Origin of the sequence: Microbacterium sp. NPDC057741, from assembly GCF_042798735.1 — a bacterium.
Classification (GTDB): Bacteria; Actinomycetota; Actinomycetes; order Actinomycetales; family Microbacteriaceae; genus Microbacterium.
Window position 1 is genome coordinate 429,204 of sequence record NZ_JBHVJW010000002.1, and the last position, 15,903, is coordinate 445,106.

General features: G+C 69.5%; 17 protein-coding genes. 12 read left to right on the forward strand and 5 right to left on the reverse strand.

What is annotated here, in order from left to right; genetic code table 11:
* The first annotated feature begins 101 nt into the window (after positions 1–101).
* Genes ACFVDO_RS08995 through ACFVDO_RS09020 form a run of 6 tightly spaced genes read left to right on the forward strand, consistent with a single transcriptional unit; the run spans position 102 to position 5,160 of the window.
* Positions 102–1,040 (forward strand): serine hydrolase, encoded by a 939-nt coding sequence (locus ACFVDO_RS08995; RefSeq protein WP_378859190.1) that lies wholly within the window; start codon positions 102–104, stop codon positions 1,038–1,040.
* A gap of 9 nt (positions 1,041–1,049) precedes the next feature.
* Positions 1,050–1,451, forward strand: a complete 402-nt coding sequence (locus ACFVDO_RS09000) for a hypothetical protein (RefSeq protein ID WP_378859191.1) — start codon at positions 1,050–1,052, stop codon at positions 1,449–1,451.
* A 26-nt stretch (positions 1,452–1,477) separates the two neighbouring features.
* Positions 1,478–2,809 (forward strand): alpha-hydroxy-acid oxidizing protein, encoded by a 1,332-nt coding sequence (locus ACFVDO_RS09005; RefSeq protein WP_378859192.1) that lies wholly within the window; start codon positions 1,478–1,480, stop codon positions 2,807–2,809.
* Positions 2,810–2,847: 38 nt separating this feature from the next.
* The gene (locus tag ACFVDO_RS09010) at positions 2,848–3,681 is read left to right on the forward strand and encodes an LLM class flavin-dependent oxidoreductase (RefSeq protein WP_378859193.1); all 834 of its coding nucleotides are present in this window, start codon (positions 2,848–2,850) and stop codon (positions 3,679–3,681) included.
* Between the two features lie 41 nt (positions 3,682–3,722).
* Positions 3,723–4,541, forward strand: a complete 819-nt coding sequence (locus ACFVDO_RS09015) for a MerR family transcriptional regulator (RefSeq protein ID WP_378859194.1) — start codon at positions 3,723–3,725, stop codon at positions 4,539–4,541.
* Positions 4,542–4,545: 4 nt separating this feature from the next.
* Positions 4,546–5,160 (forward strand): hypothetical protein, encoded by a 615-nt coding sequence (locus tag ACFVDO_RS09020; RefSeq protein ID WP_378859195.1) that lies wholly within the window; start codon positions 4,546–4,548, stop codon positions 5,158–5,160.
* A 14-nt stretch (positions 5,161–5,174) separates the two neighbouring features.
* On the opposite strand, the gene ACFVDO_RS09025 is transcribed toward ACFVDO_RS09020, so the two are convergent.
* Positions 5,175–5,573, reverse strand: coding sequence for a VOC family protein (locus tag ACFVDO_RS09025; protein WP_378859196.1), 399 nt, complete (start codon positions 5,571–5,573; stop codon positions 5,175–5,177).
* A 13-nt stretch (positions 5,574–5,586) separates the two neighbouring features.
* On the reverse strand, positions 5,587–7,056 hold the full coding sequence (locus ACFVDO_RS09030; protein ID WP_378859197.1) for a peptide MFS transporter: 1,470 nt from the start codon (positions 7,054–7,056) through the stop codon (positions 5,587–5,589).
* Between the two features lie 108 nt (positions 7,057–7,164).
* On the opposite strand from ACFVDO_RS09030, the gene ACFVDO_RS09035 reads away from it, so the two are divergent.
* Positions 7,165–8,550, forward strand: coding sequence for a glycine--tRNA ligase (locus ACFVDO_RS09035; protein ID WP_378859198.1), 1,386 nt, complete (start codon positions 7,165–7,167; stop codon positions 8,548–8,550).
* A 179-nt stretch (positions 8,551–8,729) separates the two neighbouring features.
* Positions 8,730–9,464, forward strand: a complete 735-nt coding sequence (locus ACFVDO_RS09040) for a hypothetical protein (protein WP_378858185.1) — start codon at positions 8,730–8,732, stop codon at positions 9,462–9,464.
* 6 nt (positions 9,465–9,470) lie between these two features.
* On the opposite strand, the gene ACFVDO_RS09045 is transcribed toward ACFVDO_RS09040, so the two are convergent.
* Positions 9,471–10,346 carry an RNA polymerase sigma-70 factor gene (locus tag ACFVDO_RS09045; protein WP_378858186.1) on the reverse strand — a complete coding sequence of 292 codons (876 nt, stop codon included), beginning with the start codon at positions 10,344–10,346 and terminating at the stop codon, positions 9,471–9,473.
* On the reverse strand, positions 10,343–10,939 hold the full coding sequence (locus ACFVDO_RS09050; RefSeq protein WP_378858187.1) for a carboxymuconolactone decarboxylase family protein: 597 nt from the start codon (positions 10,937–10,939) through the stop codon (positions 10,343–10,345). The genes ACFVDO_RS09045 and ACFVDO_RS09050 overlap by 4 nt, the downstream gene beginning before the upstream one ends.
* Positions 10,940–11,170: 231 nt before the next feature.
* Between ACFVDO_RS09050 and ACFVDO_RS09055 the strand changes: the two genes are divergently transcribed.
* Complete coding sequence (locus ACFVDO_RS09055; protein WP_378858188.1) at positions 11,171–11,998, forward strand: serine hydrolase domain-containing protein; 828 nt, start codon at positions 11,171–11,173, stop codon at positions 11,996–11,998.
* On the opposite strand, the gene ACFVDO_RS09060 is transcribed toward ACFVDO_RS09055, so the two are convergent.
* The gene (locus ACFVDO_RS09060) at positions 11,999–12,955 is read right to left on the reverse strand and encodes a helix-turn-helix transcriptional regulator (protein WP_378858189.1); all 957 of its coding nucleotides are present in this window, start codon (positions 12,953–12,955) and stop codon (positions 11,999–12,001) included.
* Between the two features lie 67 nt (positions 12,956–13,022).
* Here ACFVDO_RS09060 and ACFVDO_RS09065 point away from each other — a divergent pair, with 67 nt between their 5' ends.
* From ACFVDO_RS09065 to ACFVDO_RS09075, 3 genes are all read left to right on the forward strand, one after another.
* Entirely contained in the window at positions 13,023–14,162 is a 1,140-nt protein-coding gene (locus tag ACFVDO_RS09065; RefSeq protein ID WP_378858190.1) for an epoxide hydrolase family protein, read from the forward strand.
* A 121-nt stretch (positions 14,163–14,283) separates the two neighbouring features.
* On the forward strand, positions 14,284–14,937 hold the full coding sequence (locus tag ACFVDO_RS09070) for a hypothetical protein (protein WP_378858191.1): 654 nt from the start codon (positions 14,284–14,286) through the stop codon (positions 14,935–14,937).
* Between the two features lie 153 nt (positions 14,938–15,090).
* Positions 15,091–15,717 carry a hypothetical protein gene (locus ACFVDO_RS09075; protein ID WP_378858192.1) on the forward strand — a complete coding sequence of 209 codons (627 nt, stop codon included), beginning with the start codon at positions 15,091–15,093 and terminating at the stop codon, positions 15,715–15,717.
* The last annotated feature ends 186 nt before the right edge of the window (positions 15,718–15,903 follow it).

Here is a 15,903-nt window from a genome sequence, read left to right on the forward strand (position 1 = left end):
CCGAGGAGCCTGGGGACGAACTCCTGCGCGTCGTCGCGCGGAGACCGGCCCTCGGCACCTGAAATCTCCTCCGCAACCCCCCTAACGTGGAAGGAATCAGCGTGGGTTCCTCCTCCGCCCCGGTCCCTGAGCCTGTCGAAGGCTCCTCGGCGACGGTCCGCCGCTCATCGCGCGGCGGTGGTCGCCGGGTGCCCCGTCGTGCGGCCGCGGGGCGTCGCTCTTTCACGTCGACCCTGCGCGCCCTGGAGGAGCTGGCGGATGCCGGAGCGCAGGTCTCGGTGCACGTCGCCGACCTGGACAGCTCCCAGCCGGTGCTGCGCGGTGACGACCACGTCACGATGCCGATCGCGGGGCTGGGCATCGTCCCCCTGCTGATCGAGGTCGCAGCGGGCATCGAGGCAGGCACCATCGATCCTCTCGAGATCATCGACCGCGCCGATCTGGAGCTGGTGTCGTCGTCGGGGCTGTGGCGGCACCTTCGGGCCCCCGCGCTGCCGATCGTCGACCTCGCAGTGCTCGCCGCGACCGTGGGCGACCCGAACGCCGTGAACGCTCTGCTGCAGCGCGTCGGACACGAGCGGATCCGTGCGCGGATCGCATCGCTCGGCATGCCGCGCACCGCGTTGCTGGATCGCTACCGCGATCAGCGGGGCCCGGACGACGCGCCCCAGGTGGCGGTCGGCACCACCCAGGAGCTCGCGCTGCTGTTCTCGTCGCTGGTGAACTCCGAGGTGATCGACGCGGCCGTCAGCGCGCAGGTGGCGGAGTGGCTGAACCTCAACTACGACCTCAGCCTGGTCGCGGCGTCCACCGGCCTCGACCCGTTCGCGCACGACCAGGACGCGCACGGACTGCTGTTCATCAACAAGACCGGCCGCGACCGCGGCGTGCGCGTCGAGGCGGGCGTGCTGGGCGGCCCGCGCGCCGGCGTGGTCTACGCACTGATCGTCTGCTTCGACGACCTCTCGATCAGTCACCGGCTGCGCGCGCACGATGCGTTCCGCACCCTCGGCGTCGAGCTCATGGAGTACACGCACTAGGGTCGAGGGATGCTTCCCGAAGACTGGATTGCGCATCGCCGCGAGGACGGCGAGCTGATCGGATGGATCCGCGCCGCAGGCGACGACTGGGTCGCGATCGACGTGCTCGGCCGCACCGCCGGCGAGGGCCTGGACTGGCTCGCCGCCGAGGAAGCACTGGAGCAGGTCGGTCTGCACTGGCTCGCCGACGCCTGGATGCTGGAGGGCGAGGGCCCCGCACCGCTGCGTGTGAAGTTCGTCGAGGTGACGCCCTCGGACGGCGTCGAGACGGGCCGGATCGTCGTGAAGGTCGACGACTTCGGCGACATGCAGCGCCCGCCGACCGAGCGCTTCACGCTGCCCTGGCCGCTGCCCGACCGGCTGCGCCCGATGCGCCCCGGCGACCCCGACGGCCGCACGATCACCTACTGATCGGCGCGCAGGGCTAGGGTCGGGGCATGGTCAGCGTCGCCCCGAACGATCCGGCCGCAGCCCGCGGCATCTCCCGCCGGACCCAGTCCGACATCTATCGCGCCGGCATCAGCGGCATCCGTCCGGCCGTGCCCACGAGTGTCAAAGCGCTGGAGGAGGCGGCCCGCTCGGCACTGAGCGCCGAGGCCTTCGCCTACATCGAGGGCGGAGCGGGATCGGGGCGCACCGTCGCCGCGAACCGCGCCGAGTTCGATCGCTGGCAGGTCTGGCCGAGGCCGCTGCGCGACGTGTCGGCGCGCGACCTGTCCGTGGAGTTCCTCGGCCGCACCCGGCCGACACCGCTGGTGCTCGCACCGCTCGGGGTGATGGAGATGGCGCATCCCGAGGCCGACCTCGCGGTCGCCCGCGCGGCGGCATCCGTCGGCGTGCCGTACACGCTCAGCAACCAGGCGTCGTTCCCGATGGAGCGCGTCGCGCAGGCGGCGCCGGGAGCGCCACGGATGTTCCAGCTGTACTGGTCGGCATCGGACGAGCTGAACGCTTCGCTGATCGGCCGCGCCGAGGCATCCGGCTGCGAGGCGATCGTGGTCACGCTCGACACGCACCTGCTGGGCTGGCGCACCCGCGATCTCGACCTCGGGTACCTGCCCTTCACGCGCGGTCTCGGCATCGCGCAGTACACATCCGATCCGGTGTTCCGCGGGCTGGTGCGGGACAGAGCGGACCCTTCGTCGGGCTCAGGGAGCGACCCTGCCCCGTCCGTCAAGATCACCGCGAAGGCCGTCGCCGCGGGGCTCACGATCGCGCGCAAGGGCGCCGCGCTGACCGGCTCGCAGAACCTGCGCGACAACCTGCGCTCCCCGCTGCCGCGCACGGCGATCGAGACGTTCCTCGACGTCTTCTCGACGCCGGCGCTCACCTGGGACGATCTCGCCAAGGCACGCGAATGGACCAGCCTGCCGATCATCCTGAAGGGTGTCGTGCATCCCGATGACGCAGCAAGGGCGCTGGATGCCGGAGTCGACGGCGTCTGGGTCTCGAACCACGGCGGGCGCCAGATCGACCACTCCGTGCCCACGCTCGCGGTGCTGCCCGAGATCGCCGAACGGGTCGGCGGGCAGGCGCCGATCGTGTTCGACTCCGGCATGCGGACCGGGGCGGATGCCGCGATCGCGCTGGCGCTCGGGGCATCCGTCGTCGCGCTCGGCAGGCCGTACGCCTACGGACTGGGCATTGCGGGGGAGCAGGGCGTGCGCGAGGTGATCCGCAACGTGCTCGCCGAGCTCGACATCACGCTCGGCCTCGCCGGACTCACCACGATCGACCAGCTCGACCGCGACGCCCTGCGCGCCGTGTAACGGTGGGAGGCCGCGCCTCCGGCTCGTAGGCTGGCGGCATGATCGGCACGCATCCCTCCGGTTCGCAGCTCACCGTCGGTATCACCTTCCGCCCGCAGTCGCCGCCTGAGGAGCTGCGATCGGTCGTGCAGGCGGTGGATGCGGCCGGAGTCCCAGAGCTGTGGCTGTGGGAGGACTGCTTCCTCGAGGGCGGCATCGCCTCGGCGGCCGCCGCGCTGACCTGGTCGGAGCGCACGCGGGTGGGCATCGGCCTCCTCCCGGTGCCGCTGCGCAACCCGGCCCTCGCGGCGATGGAGGTCGCGACTCTGGAGCGGCTCGCGCCCGGCAGGCTCGTCGCAGGATTCGGGCACGGGGTGCAGTCCTGGATGGGGCAGGTCGGTGCGCGGAAGAGCTCGCCTCTCACGCTGATGCGCGAGTACCTGACCGCGGTGCGTGCACTGCTCGACGGCGAGACGGTCGACGTCGAGGGGCGGTACGTGCAGCTCCGCGGTGTCGCCCTCGACTGGCCTCCCGCCTCGCCCCCTGAGATCGTGATCGGGGCGACCGGCGAGAAGTCCCTGCGCCTGGCGGGAGAGCTTGGCGACGGCGTCGTGCTCTCGGCGTCCGAAGAACGGGACGAAGCCGCCGTCGTCCGCGCGGCCAAGGAGATCGTCGGCGAAGGCGCAGCGCACAGCGGCCGCGTCGGCCGCCCGCGCATCATCGTCTACACCGAGCTCGACCCAGGTCTGGACGCGCTGGAAGCACGCATCGCCGACCGCGTCGGTGCTCTCGCGGAGGCCGGTGCCGACAGCGTTGTGCTGCACGGCACGGCGGATGCTCCGGATCCCCGGCCCTACCTCGACGCGCTGCCCGCCTGGGCGATGCAGGACTGACCGTTTGACTCTCCCCTAGGAGGAGCCGGGACGCTGGAACCATGTTGGGAATCGGAGAATTCGCGGGACTGACCGGGCTGAGCGTGAAGGCGCTGCGGCACTACGACGAAAAGGGCGTGCTGTCGCCCGCCGAAGTCGACGCCGGTACCGGTTACCGCCGGTACGGCGAGGAACAGGTGCGCGCCGGTGTGGTGATCCGTGCGCTGCGGGATGCCGGAGTGGCGCTGCCCGAGGTCGCCGAAGCCGTGCGGTCGGGGCAGACCCTGGAAGCCCTGGACGCCCATCGGTGGCGGGTGCGGGAGGAGCGGGAGCGCGAGGATCTCGCCGCGGCGGCTGCCGCGACGGCACTGCGCGCACTGGGCGCGCCCGTCCGCGTCGAGGAGCGAACCCTGCCCGCGCAGCCTTATGTCGGCCGCGTGCTGAGCGTGCCGGTCGATGCCGCGGACGAGCTGACCGACGACCACGCGAACGCGGTCTTCGCCGACCTCTTCAGAGAAGTGCAGCGCGCCGGCCAGGGCCCGACAGGGCCGTTCTGGACGACGATCCGCGCTGGAGAGCAGGGGATGGTCGAACTCGTCTGCTGCTGGCCGACAACGGGCGAAGCGCCCGCAGGATCGTACGGAACGGACACCGTGGCCGACGTGCTCTCCGCACGCACCGACCTCGTCGCCGTGTGGAGCCCGACCGCAGGAGAGGAGCTGCCGGACGGCTACACGCATCCCGCCGTCGTAGCGCTGTTCGATGCGGTCGCGGAACGCGGCATCCGGATCGGCGACGCTGAGGTCCGCCAGGCGGTGCGCGGGACATCGGAGGAGGACTGGATCGTGGAAGTGTCGATCACTGTCGGCGTGCGATCCTGAGGGCATGACAGAGCCCTTCGCGCAGCATCCGGCCGACACCGCGTTCCACGCACGTCTCCCGATCGGTGAGCGCGCCGACGCCACCCCGCTCACCGAGGGCCTGCCCTGGGCCTTCGAACAGATCACGATGCGGCCGCTCGAGCCCATGCTCATCCCGGAGCAGCCGCGCGGCGGCGAAGTCGATCCCGCGGAATGCTCGTCCTGCAGGCCCAGCGAGCACACCATCTGGCAGGACGACCTCTGGCAGGTACGCGCCGGGTGGGACATCGGCGGTCTGCCCTTCGTCGGTGCGATCTCGCCGCGTGAGCACTGGCTGCTCGAAGACGCGCCGCACGACGTGCTGGCCGCCTACGGCCCGCTCATGCAGCGGATCTCACAGGCGGTGAAGAGCATCCCGGGTGTCGCGCGGTGCCACTTCGCGCGCTGGAACGACGGCTCCGCGCACCTGCACCTCTGGGCGCTCGCCCGCCCTGCCGGCATGATGCAGGGCCGCGGAGCAGCGCTCGCCTTCTGGGACGAGATGCTGCCGAAGATGCCGCAGGAGATGGGCGACGAGCACATCCGCATCGTCGCCGAGGCGCTCGCCGCAGGCGGGGGCGAGGCCTTCCCGAACCGCTGACCGTCGCTCGACGCTCAGCCCGGCAGCACGAACGCGCCGGTGTCGCCCGGGTTGACGGCGATCTCCCACCGGAAGCCGTCCGGGTCGGCGAAGTAGCCGGAGTAGCCGCCCCACTCCCGGCGCTGCGCGGACTGCACGCGCGCGCCGAGCGCGGCTGCCTCGGCGAGCACGGCATCCACTTCCGCCTCGGTGGCGAGGTTGTGCGCGAGTGTGATCGGCGCGACGCCGGATGCCGGAGCCTCCCCGATCTCGGCGGTGAAGCCGGCGACGCTCCACAGCGACAGGATCACCCTGTCGGCGACCGGCAGCATCAGCACGTCGTCGGTCTCGAAGATCGGCTTCCAGCCCAGCCCGTCGACGTAGAACGCTCGGGATGCCGCGACGTCTGCGACCGCGAGGGTGATGAAGCTCACGCGCTGGTCCATGTCAGCGCACGCCCTTCATCAGCGCCAGCACCGGCTTCGCGGCCGCCAGCAGTGCCAGGCCCATCACGATCGCGATCGTGCCGAGGATCGTGAAGTACGGCACCTCGTTCGAGGGGTCGTAGTACTGGGCGAGCCATCCGGCGATCGCGGTGCCGAGAGCGACCGAGAGGAAGTACAGCGACACCATCTGGGTGTGGAACTTCTCGGGCGCCAGCTTCGTCGTCACGGAGAGCCCAGGAGGAGAGATGAACAGCTCGGCCACGGTGAACACGAACAGGATCAGCACGATCGCCAGCAGCGGCGTCGAGTTCGGCGCTCCGTTCGCCCACGGCAGGAACAGCAGGAACGCGAGGCCCATGATCATCGCGCCGAGCGAGAACTTCACCGGCGCCGACGGCGCCTTCGAGCCCAGCTTCGTCCAGATCGCGGCGAAGGTGCCCGAGAGCAGGATCACGAAGATCGGCGCGATCGAGTTGACCCAGGGGATCGGCATCTCGAACCCGAAGACATTCCGATTCAAGCGCTCGGCGGAGTAGATCGTCAGCACCGTGAACTGCTGCTGGTACAGCGACCAGAACCCCACGTTCACGATGAACAGCGGGATGAATGAGACCACCCGCGAGCGGGCCGTCCCGTCGATCTGCTTCGACGAGATGATGACGAAGAAGTACGCGACGGCGGCCACGGCGGTGACCAGGATGACGACTCCGGCGAGATTGTCGGCACGGATCACACCGCTCAGCACCAGCACCGCGATCAGCACCACTCCCGCAGCGGCGATGCCGATCCACAGGGCGTACCGGTTCGCCGGCAGCGGGTTGGCGACCTCCCTGGCCGATTCGGGCAGCTGCTTGCGTCCGAAGGAGTACTGGATGAGGCCCAGCGCCATGCCGATCGCGGCCGCGCCGAACGCCCAGTGGAAGCCGACCTTGTCCTGCAGGATGCCGGTGATCAACGGCCCCAGGAACGCGCCGAGATTGATGCCGAGGTAGAACAGTGAGAACCCGGCATCCCGCCGAACGTCCTTCTCGCTGTACAGAGTGCCGACGACCGCGGTGGCGTTCGCCTTGAGGCCGCCGGAGCCGATCGCGACGAGGATCAGGCCGACGCCGAGACCCCACACGTTCGGCAGCACGGCCAGCGCGATGTGACCGGCCATGATCACCCAGGCGCTGAGGTAGAGCACGCGCTCCGAGCCGAGCAGCCGGTCGGCCAGCCAGGCGCCGAGGATCGTGGCCAGGTAGACGGTGCCGCCGTAGGCGCCGACGATGCCGGTGGCGACGCCCTTGTCGATGCCGAGGCCGCCGTCGGCGACCGAGAAGTACATGTAGATGAGCAGGATGCCCTGCATGCCGTAGAAGCTGAACCGCTCCCACATCTCGACACCGAAGATGTGCGCGAGCTCCCAGGGCTGCCCGAAGAACCTGGTGTCCTTGTCTCCGCGCGCTCGTTCCCCCCGAACAGTTGTCATGCACTCGAAGGTAGCGCTGTCCGGGGAACGTGCGGTAGGGGAGCGCGGATAGACTTGGGAGAGCCCGTGATCACGGGCAGTTTCCCGCATCCGACCATTGGAGCCACCGTGGCCGAACAGTCCCGTCTTGACAAGGTCATCGCCCTAGCCCGCCACCGCGGGTTCGTGTTCCAAGCGGGTGAGATCTACGGCGGTTCGCGTTCGGCTTGGGACTACGGTCCCCTCGGAACCGAGCTCAAGGAGAACATCCGCCGCCAGTGGTGGCAGACGTTCGTGCGCGGCCGGGGCGACATGGTCGGGCTGGACTCGTCGATCATCCTGCCCAAGCGCGTGTGGGAGGCATCCGGTCACGTCGCGACGTTCTCCGACCCGCTGGTGGAGTGCCTCAGCTGCCACAAGCGCTTCCGCGCCGACAACCTCATCGAGGATTTCGAGGCGCGCAAGGGCCGCAAGGCCGAGAACGGCCTCGCCGACGTGCCCTGCCCGAACTGCGGCAACAAGGGCCAGTACACCGAGCCGAAGGCGTTCTCCGGCCTCGTGAAGACCTACCTCGGCGTCGTGGACGACGAGTCGGGCCTCTACTACATGCGCCCCGAGACCGCGCAGGGCATCTTCGTGAACTTCTCGAACGTGCTCACCGCTTCGCGCAAGAAGCCGCCGTTCGGCATCGGCCAGGTCGGCAAGGCGTTCCGCAACGAGATCACCCCGGGTAACTTCATCTTCCGCACCCGCGAGTTCGAGCAGATGGAGATCGAGTACTTCGTGCCGCCGGCAGAGGCGCAGGAGTGGTTCGAGCACTGGGTCGAGGCCTGCTGGAACTGGTTCATCGATCTGGGCATCAACCCCGAGAACATCCGTCAGTTCGACGTTCCCGCCGACGACCGCGCGCACTACTCCGCCGGCACGATCGACGTCGAGTACCGCTTCGGGTTCACGGGCAAGGAGTGGGGCGAGCTCATGGGCGTCGCCAACCGCACCGACTACGACCTGTCGTCGCACAGCGAGGCATCCGGCACATCGCTGACCTACTTCGACCAGGCATCCGGCGAGCGGTACACGCCGTACGTGATCGAGCCGTCGTTCGGCCTGACCCGCGCGATGATGGCGTTCCTCGTCGACGCGTACGTCGAGGAGGAGGTGCCGAACGCGAAGGGCGGCACCGACACCCGCACCGTGCTGAAGCTCGACCCGCGCCTCGCGCCGGTCAAGGTCGCCGTGCTGCCGCTGTCGCGCAACGAGCGCCTGTCCCCGCTGGCGCGCTCGGTCGCCGAGGGCCTGCGCGGCCAGTGGACTGTCGACTTCGACGACGCCGGCGCGATCGGCCGCCGCTACCGCCGCCAGGACGAGGTCGGCACGCCGTTCTGCGTCACGGTCGACTTCGACTCGCTCGACGACGACGCCGTGACCGTGCGCGATCGCGACACGATGAGCCAGGAGCGCGTCCCGCTCGCGAACCTGCACGCGTACCTCGCTGAGCGCCTGCGCGGCGCCTGAGTCTGCGGCATCCGCTTGACGACGCCCCGGTCCGCGCGCGGACCGGGGCGTCGTCGCGTCCCGACGTGTGTTCGAGAACAGGAGATCTCGCGGTGGCAGGACGGATGCCGCGGATGGAGCCTGTTCTGGGGCGTCGTCCTGTTCTCGGCGACGGGGCCTCGTCGCACTAGGGTTGTCGGGTGACGCGAACGAACGACGAGGCGCACTCCGGGCAACCGAGGATGCTGCGCCCCGCCGTACTCACCTCGGTGCTGTCGGTGGTCGCGGCCTGGCTGCTGGTCCTCGTCGAACCGAGCGATGCCGACGGAGCATCCGTCATCCTGATGATGTTCGGCGTGCCGTCGCTGTGCGTGGCGGTGCTGTGCCTCGTCCTGATGACTGGTGCGAGAGCGAAGTCGGCGTTCAGCGGCGACCGCCGGTGGCTGTGGTGGCCGCTGTGCGTCATGCCGGTGGGTGTGCTCGGAGCTCTTCTCGTGAATGTGCTCCGCCACCCGGACTACTTCATCGGCGCTGAGTCACCGTGGATGCTGCTGTGGCTGCTGGTCTTCGTCGGGGCGGCCATGCTGTCCGGCATCCTGGTAGCAGCCTTCTGGCTGGGGCCGATCGTCGCCCTGGTGGTCACTGTGAAGTCGATCATTCTGCGGCAGGCGGGACCGAGTGCGCTGATCGGGCCGCTGGCTTGGCTCGCCGTGGGGGCACTGGTGTTCATCGGCGGGAGGTCGGTGGCTGCCGAGGGTGTCGGCCGTTTCGCGTACGGCAACATCATCGCCGCGTTCTTCGGGCTGCCCGGAGCGTACGTGATCACCTGGATGCCCGGGCTCTGGATCGTGCGCGGGATCGTCCTCGCGCTGCTGCTGACCTTCGGCATACCGATGTGGCGCGAGCGTCGGGCCGAGCGGGCGCAGCGCGTCTGACTCCGCTCAGCGCGCCAGCGGAGTCTCCGCATCCAGCGCGGCCAGCTTCTGCGGGTTCGCCACCGAAAAGACCTGCGCGATGCGACCGTCCTCGACGGCGAAGCTCACCGCAGCCTGCAGCATCCCACCGACCCGGATGCCGGCGGCGAGCATCCCGTTGATCTGGATCGGGATGACGTCGTAGACCTCGTCCAGCTTCGCGATCGAACCCGCGAGGAACGCGACCACCCGATCCGCGCCGTGCAGCGGACGCCGCGCGGCCCCGCGCACCAGCCCGCCGCTGTCGGTCACCGAGACGACGTCCGGCGCCAGCACGTCCATCAGCGCCTGCACGTCGCCGGTGTTCATGACTTCGATGAAACGCCGGACGACGCGGTCGTGCTCAGACGCCGCGACCTCGATCCGCGGCCTGCGTGCGGCCACGTGGTCGTGGGCGCGGTGCGAGATCTGCCGCACCGCCGCCGGTGTCTTGCCCACCGCTTCGGCGATCTCGTCGAAGGGCACGTCGAACACCTCGCGCAGCACGAACACCGCGCGCTCGGTCGGGCCGAGAGTCTCGAGCACTGTCAGCATCGCGACCGACACGTTCTCGGCGAGCACCACATCGTCCGCGACATCCGAAGTCGTGAGCAGTGGCTCCGGAAGCCATGGACCGACGTACTCCTCGCGGCGGCGTGACACCGTGCGCAGCTGGTTCAGCGACTGCCGGGTGACGATGCGCACCAGATAGGCGCGCGGATCACGCACGTCGTCGCGGTCGGCGGCGGCCCAACGCAGCCAGGACTCCTGCAGCACGTCCTCGGCATCTGCCGCCGAGCCGAGGATCTCGTACGCGACGGTGAACAGCAGGCCGCGGTGCGTGACGAACGGATCCTCGATCATGCCTGTGACGCTACGCCGGTCGAGCCCGCCGTCGCCAGGGGCGCGAGGCCGCAGGCATCCGCGAAGCCGTCGGCGTGGATGCCGAGTGCGATGTTCGAGCGGGCGGTCGCGTTCAGGTAGCCGACCTTCGCGGCAAGCTCGATCAGCGCGGGCGTGCCGATCTCGGCGCGCAGCGCGTCGGAGAGCTCGTCGGTGACCGTCGGTGGGGTCTGGCTCATCGCCTCGGAGTACTCCATCACGAGGCGCTCGAGCGGCGTGAACCGCGTCGACTCGCGCCAGATCGGCACCTCGCGCGCCTTCTCCTCGTCGAGGCCCTTGTCGTGCGCCATGAAGTAGTGCAGGTCGAGGCAGAAGCTGCAGCCGACGGTCGCCGCGGCAGCCATGGTCGCCAGAACCGAGAGGCTGTCGTCGAGCTCGTCCCACTTCTCGGTGCGACCGCCGAACTTCATCATGTCCATCATCACCGGCCGGTGCTGCCACAGCACGCCGAGCGAGTCTGGCACGAGGCCGAGCTTGCGACGCGCGATGGTCTTCACCAGGCCGCCGTACATTCCGGTGACCTCGACGGCGGGGACGCGGGTCTGGTTCGTCATGATCGTGCTCCTTAGCGGCACGGTTCTCGTGCCTTCGACATGGAGACACCGGCCGGCGCGGATGTGTGACATCCGGGCGAAGGACCGTGCCCCGCTGGGCAGGCCGCGCCCGAGAACAGGACGTCTCGTCAGAACAGGATGGATGCTGCGCACGGCTCCTGTTCTCGGGCGTTCTCCTGTTCTCGGGCGTTCTCCTGTTCTCGCGATGCCCGGCCTCGCGCGCATGGGACGATGGAGCACGTGGAGACGACGACTTTCGCCGCGACCGACGGCTTCCCGCATCCGGCCCTGATCGGCGTCACGAACGCGACCGAGACGCTGGCGGTGCAGGGTGATCCGCACCTGGTGATGCCGCTGGCATCCGTGTCGAAGCTGCTCAGTGCGTGGGGCGCGTTCGTCGCGATCGAGCGCGGGCTGATCGACCTCGACGAGCACGGCGGCCCTGAAGGCGCGACCGTGCTGAACCTGCTCGATCACACCAGCGGCCTGCCGATGGAGGGCGATGTGCCGCAGCGCGCACCCGGGGAGCGGCGCATCTACTCGAACGCGGGCATCGACGCGCTGGGCGCGCACGTGGCGGATGCTGCGGGCATGCCGTTCTCGGACTGGATGCTGCGCGAGGTGATCCTTCCCCTCGGCATGGACGACACGGACGTCACGGGCCGCCCTTCGGCCGGCGCCCGCTCGTCGATCCACGATCTGCTGGTCTTCGGGCGCGAGGTGCTGCGGCCGACGCTGATCCCCGCGGCGCTGCGCGACCTGGCGCTCATGGTGTCGCATCCCGGCCTGCGCGGCGTCGTGCCCGGGTACGGCGGCTTCGCCGACTGCCAGTGGGGGCTCGGGTTCGAGCTCAAGGGAGTGAAGAGTCCGCATTGGCTGGCCGACTCGTTCCCGCCCGAGACCGCGGGGCACTTCGGGGCGCTGGGCAGCTTCCTGTTCATCGACAGGACGCGCGACCTCGCCGCCGCGTTCCTGTCCGGGGTTCCGTTCAGCGACGAGCACAAGCGCATCTGGCCGCCGCTCACCGAGGAGATCGTCTCGCGGTACGGGCGGGCCTGATCAGGACCCTGCCACCGCGCGGGCGTACCTCTCCGACAGCAGCTGCAGGCGGGGGATCAGCTCGGGCGGGCTCTCGACGGTGAAGTCCATCATCAGCATCCCGATGTAGGCGGCGACGGTGTCGAGGCTGTCGGCGCCGGTGACCAGCACGCAGTGCTCGGCGTCGATCGGCTCGACGACGCCGACGGTCGGGTTGATCCGGTCGAGCACGCTCTGCGCCGAGGCGTCGATGCGCAGGCGGGCATGCACCTTCCAGCCGCTCGCGGCAATCGTGCGCATCGCGAAGGCGGTGTAGTCGCCGCCCTCGAGAGGCTGCGGGGTGAACGGGCGGCGGGTCGGCATCCGCAGCGACATCCAGTCCACGCGGTACGTGCTCCACGAACCCTGCTGCGGATCCCGGGCGACGAGGTACCAGCGGCGCTGCCAGCTCAGCAGCCGGTACGGCTCGACGAGCACGGGGGAGTCCTCGTAGTCGAAGCGCAGCCACTCCACATCGCGGATGGCGGCCGCGACTGCGCGCAGCACGGCCGGATCGACCTCGGGGTCCGGGGCATCCGTGCCGACGTTCTCCTGGCCACGATCGATCGTCGATCCGAGCGCGTCCACGATCGGCCGCAGATGCGCGGGAAGCACCTGCTCGATCTTCGCCAGCGCCCGCGCCCGCACGTCCTGGATCCCGGTGATCCCCGCCGCGGCCTGCAGCCCGACGGTGACGGCGACGGCCTCCTCGTCGTCGAGCAGGAGCGGCGGCAGCGACCCGCCTGCGCCGAGGCGGTAACCGCCGATCGCACCGCGCGCGGCATCCACCGGGTAGCCGAGTTCGCGGAGTCGCTCGATGTCGGCGCGCACTGTGCGTCCGCTCACGCCCAGCCGGTCGGCGAGCTCGGCTCCGGTGCGCGCGGAGCCGGTCTGCAGCAACGAGAGCAGGGCGAGCAGGCGGGCGGAGGGGCTGGTCATGAGGCATCCGAAAGAAGTTCAGCAATTAGGAACAGGATCAGCCTAATGGGCTCATATCGTCGAAGACATGAACAACGCAGCCGCCCTCGCTATCCGTCCCTTCACCGTCTCCGTCACCGACGACGAGATCGCCGACCTGCAGGACCGTCTGGCCCGCACCCGCCTGCCGCAGCCGGCTCCCGCCGACGACTGGACCACCGGCACCCCGAACGACTACCTGCGCGAGGCGCTCGCCGCCTGGCGGGCATTCGACTGGCGCGCCGCCGAGGAGCGCATCAACGCCCACTCGCACTTCACCGCCGAGATCGACGGGCAGAACATCCACTTCATCCACGTCCGCTCGCCGCACGAGGGCGCGACGCCGCTGCTGCTCACGCACACGTACCCCGGGTCGTCGGTCGACTACCTCGACGTGATCGATCTGCTGGTCGACCCGGTCGCCCACGGCGGTCGCGCCGAGGATGCGTTCGACGTCGTCGTGCCGGATGCTCCGGGCTACGGCTTCTCGCAGCCGGTGACGGACGCCGGCTGGACCACCGCCCGCGTCGCCCGCGCCTATGACACGCTGATGCGGGGTCTCGGCTACGACAGCTACGGCGTGCACGGCTCCGACAACGGCGCGATGGTCGCCCGCGAACTCGGCCTGCTGAACACTGAGGGCTTCCTCGGCCTGCACGTGCTGCAGCTGTTCTCGTTCCCCTCCGGTGACCCTGCCGAGTTCGAGAAGCTCGAGCCCGCCGACTACGCGGGGCTCGAGCACATGCAGTGGTTCCAGTCGGTGGGCGGCTACAACACGATGAACGCCTCCCGTCCGCAGACCGTCGCTGTGGGTCTGAGCGACTCGCCGATCGGACTGCTCGCCTACAGCGAGCTGTTCGAGTCCTTCGGCAACGGCACCGCGCTCGTGCCGATGGAGAAGCTGCTGCTCGAGGTCAGCGTGAACTGGTTCGCGAATGCCGCCGCGGGGATGAGCCGCAGCTACTTCGACAACGCGCAGACTCAGGCAGAGCCGCAGGTGAACCACGCACGCACCGGTGTCGCGGTGTTCAAGGACGACTTCCAGACCATCCGCGTCTTCGCGGAGCGCGACAACGACAACATCGTGCACTGGAGCCGGTTCGACGAGGGCGGCCACTTCGCCGCTCTGGAGCGTCCGGACCTTCTGGCCGGCGACATCCGGGCCTTCTTCACCGGGCAGCACGGCTGAGTCGCGACCCGCACATCTGGCGGGAGATAACACGGATGGCGGGAGAGCGCGCGGCGCTTCTCCCGCCATCCGTCGTTCCTCCCGCCATCCGCGGCGGGGAGCCGCGGCTAGGGTGAGGGGCATGATCGACGAGGATGCTGCCGGACGACGGGATGCCCGTGTGCGGCGTCGCACGTGGGTAACCGGGGGCATCCTGCTGGTGCTCGCCGCGCTGGTCGGCTTCGTGGCGCGCTTCGAACTCGGCCGGTTCGCCCAGGTGAAGGACCTGCTCTGGGCGGTCGGTGTCGTCGTTCTCGTGATCGGACTCGGACGCGCCGGCAGCATCACGGGCCGGAAGATGCTTGCATCCGTCGTCGTGCTGCTGCAGGTGCTCGTCGCGAGCCCGCTGGCATGGGCGTACGTCTCGAGCCTCGTGCTGAAGGATCCCGCGAGTCCGCAAGCGGAAGAGGACTCCTGGAAGAGTATCTTCCCGCTGTACTACCTCGTGCTGTCCTCCTTGACCGTCTTCGCCGCTCTGCTGATCGGGATCGCGCGGTCCCTGCCGAGCCCCTGGAACTGGGCTCCGGCCTGGGTGCTGGGCGCCGCGTTCATCTCATTGTTAGTGGGAGCCATGATGTTCCCTGGTATGGCCGGAGCCGTCCGGGTCGCGTGGGAGATCCCTGGTGTCGGCACGGCATTCCTCGGAGTGCTCGGCATCGTGCTCGGCTTGCGCGCGGCATCCGTCCGTACGGCCTCCCCGGCCCCCGCATCCGACCAGGAGTCGATCACCTCCTGAGCTCACGACGGTTCCCCGTCGGGTTGTCGAGGCCGTGCCTGGTTGCCGGTGATTCAGACATGGATTCGGCAGCAGAAGGGGTCTCGACGGGCTTGCGAGGCGGATGCCGGATGCGGGATGCCGCGAAGCGGGGCGTGAGGCTAGGGTGTGGGCATGGTCGACGTGGACTCCAGCGGGGCAGCTGCCGTGCAGCGCCGGCGGACGTGGATGACGGGTGGGATTCTGCTGCTGGCCTCCGTGCTGGTCACGATGATCGTCGGTACGCCGGGATTCTGGCCCGGCCGACTGTCGCCGCTGCTGTCCGCTGCCGCGCTGGTGATCTTCGCGATCGGCCTCGGGCGTGGCGGCAGCGTGACCGCTCGTCGCCCGCTGGGCACCGGTGCGCTGATCGCCTTCGCGGTCTGGGATCTCGCCTGGCCGTGGGGCATGGGGCTCATCCCTTATCCCGCCGCTGACGAAAGCGGCTACTTCTCCACGATGCAGATGCTGGCAACATCCGGCCAGGTGGTCAGTCTGATCTTGGCGATCATCGTCGTGACTCAGATCGGTCGCGTCCGCATCGTTCCGCGCCCGTGGAACTGGGCACCGCTGTGGGCGCTCGCCGCTGTGGTGGCGGGCCAAGTGCTGCAGAGGCTCCTCGTGACGGCGGATCTCACGGTGCTCCTCATGATGATCGGCCCGTTCTACGCACTGATCGCCGTCCTCCCGCCCGCCTTCCTCGGCGTGCCCGCGATCGTGCTCGCGACGCGGCGCGACCCGGCATCCGTCGTCGTCTACTGACGCCGAAACGACGACGCCCCCTCCGATCGGCAGCGATCAGAAGGGGCGTGAAGCGTGCGGGCGTCGGTCAGAAGTCTTCGCCCTCTGCCTGCGAGGGGTGCTTGTCGAACCAGTATGGACGGCCGAAGTGCTGGTGGGCGTCGATGTCGAAGAGTTCGGTGCTGTCGTCGCGGTCCATGAGGATCT